Source organism: Methylomonas sp. BG-2 (assembly GCF_057766305.1).
This window is the reverse complement of sequence record NZ_JBYMAP010000457.1, coordinates 1-1511: the sequence shown is the minus strand read 5'-3', so window position 1 is coordinate 1511 and position 1511 is coordinate 1. Positions and strand designations below refer to the sequence as shown.

General features: G+C 54.0%; 1 protein-coding gene. It reads right to left on the bottom strand.

Going from position 1 to position 1511, the window contains the following annotated elements; all coding sequences use genetic code 11:
- Positions 1 to 1434, bottom strand: a 1434-nt coding sequence (gene serA / locus AC3B8H_RS21235) for a phosphoglycerate dehydrogenase (RefSeq protein ID WP_488443494.1), incomplete at its 3' end; no start/stop codon positions are given.
- Positions 1435 to 1511: the final 77 nt, after the last annotated feature.

The following is a 1511-nucleotide window of genomic DNA, read 5'->3' as shown; positions in this document are numbered from 1 at the left end:
ACCGGCCGAGCCCAGTATCGAGCTAATCGCGGCGATAACACCCGGCCGGTCGTGATGGCGAGTGATCAGCAGCACACCTTCCGGGACCACTTCGATTTCGAAATGATTCAGACCGACTAACCGCGGATGCTGGTCTCCAAGCAGCGTACCAGCTAGGGCCACCGAATGATCGCCACAATGACCGACAATCCGAATCAACGATTGGTATCCTTCCGACAAGTCGCTTTGAGATTCCAACAAAGCGATACCTTGCCGCTTGGCGATCCGCTCTACATTCACCCGATTCACCGGCGAAGACAGCTGGCCTGCCAACAAACCAATCAGCGCCTCGGCCGAAATCGGCCGAATCTTGGCTTCCGCGGCCTTGCCAAACAACGCCACTTCCAAGCGCTCGATCGGCTGATCGATCAACTCGGCTAGCACTTTGCCGAGTATATTCGCTAAGCGCATAAAGGGTTGAGCCAAATTCAATTCCTCGCTGGACACTCTGTCCAGATTCAGCGCATTGATGGCTTCGCCGGTTTGCAAATATTGGGTCACTTGCCTAGCGATTTCAACACTGACCGCTGTTTGCGCTTCCTTGGTCGAGGCGCCGAGATGCGGGGTAAAAACGACGTTGTCCAATTCAAACAAAGGATGCCGCTGCGGCGGCTCTTGCTCGAAAACATCCAAGGCCGCACCCGCCAAGCTTCCGGAATGCAACGCCTCAAATAGCGCCTGCTCATCCACAAGACCGCCCCGCGCGCAATTGATCAAACGCGCACTTTTTTTCATCACCGAAAATTGATCCCGCCCAATCACATGTCGGGTTTTTTCCAGCAAAGGACAATGCAGGGTCAAGTAGTCGGCGTGCCGAACCAAGCCTTCGAAATCCACCATCTCGACACCGTACTTACTAAATATTTCAGGCGCCACGAACGGATCATGAGCAATGACTCGCATCCCTAATCCATGCCCTCGCGATGCGACAATGCGTCCTATCGTGCCAAACCCGAGAATTGCCAACGTCTTATGGGCGATCTCGCTCCCCATTAACTTGGACCTTTCCCATTTCCCGGTACGCACCGATTGGTTGGCGGCCGGCAAATTCCGGCTGAGCGATAGCATGTGCGCAATGGCGAGCTCCGCCGTCGTCGTGGCATTGGCATCGGGGGTATTCATTACGATAATGCCACGCTCCGTCGCGGCATTAAGATCGACGTTGTCAACGCCGATCCCGGCCCGACCGATAATTTTTAAATTTTTCGCGGAGGCAAGCACTTTAGCGCTGACCAGGGTCTCGCTACGAATCAGCAGAGCATCGTAATCCGCAATCAATTCGCAAAGCCCGTCCTCGGACAATCCTGTTTGAATCCGAAGTTGTAAATCCGGTTGCGCCGCCAGAAAGTTAATACCTTCTTCGGCCAATTTGTCCGAAACCAAGACTTTTTTCATCGATCCCTCCGCAATGTCAAGCATGCCGGGCATTCTAGCAGCTTTGCTATAATCGCCGCTCCGAGCGATCGAAAGAA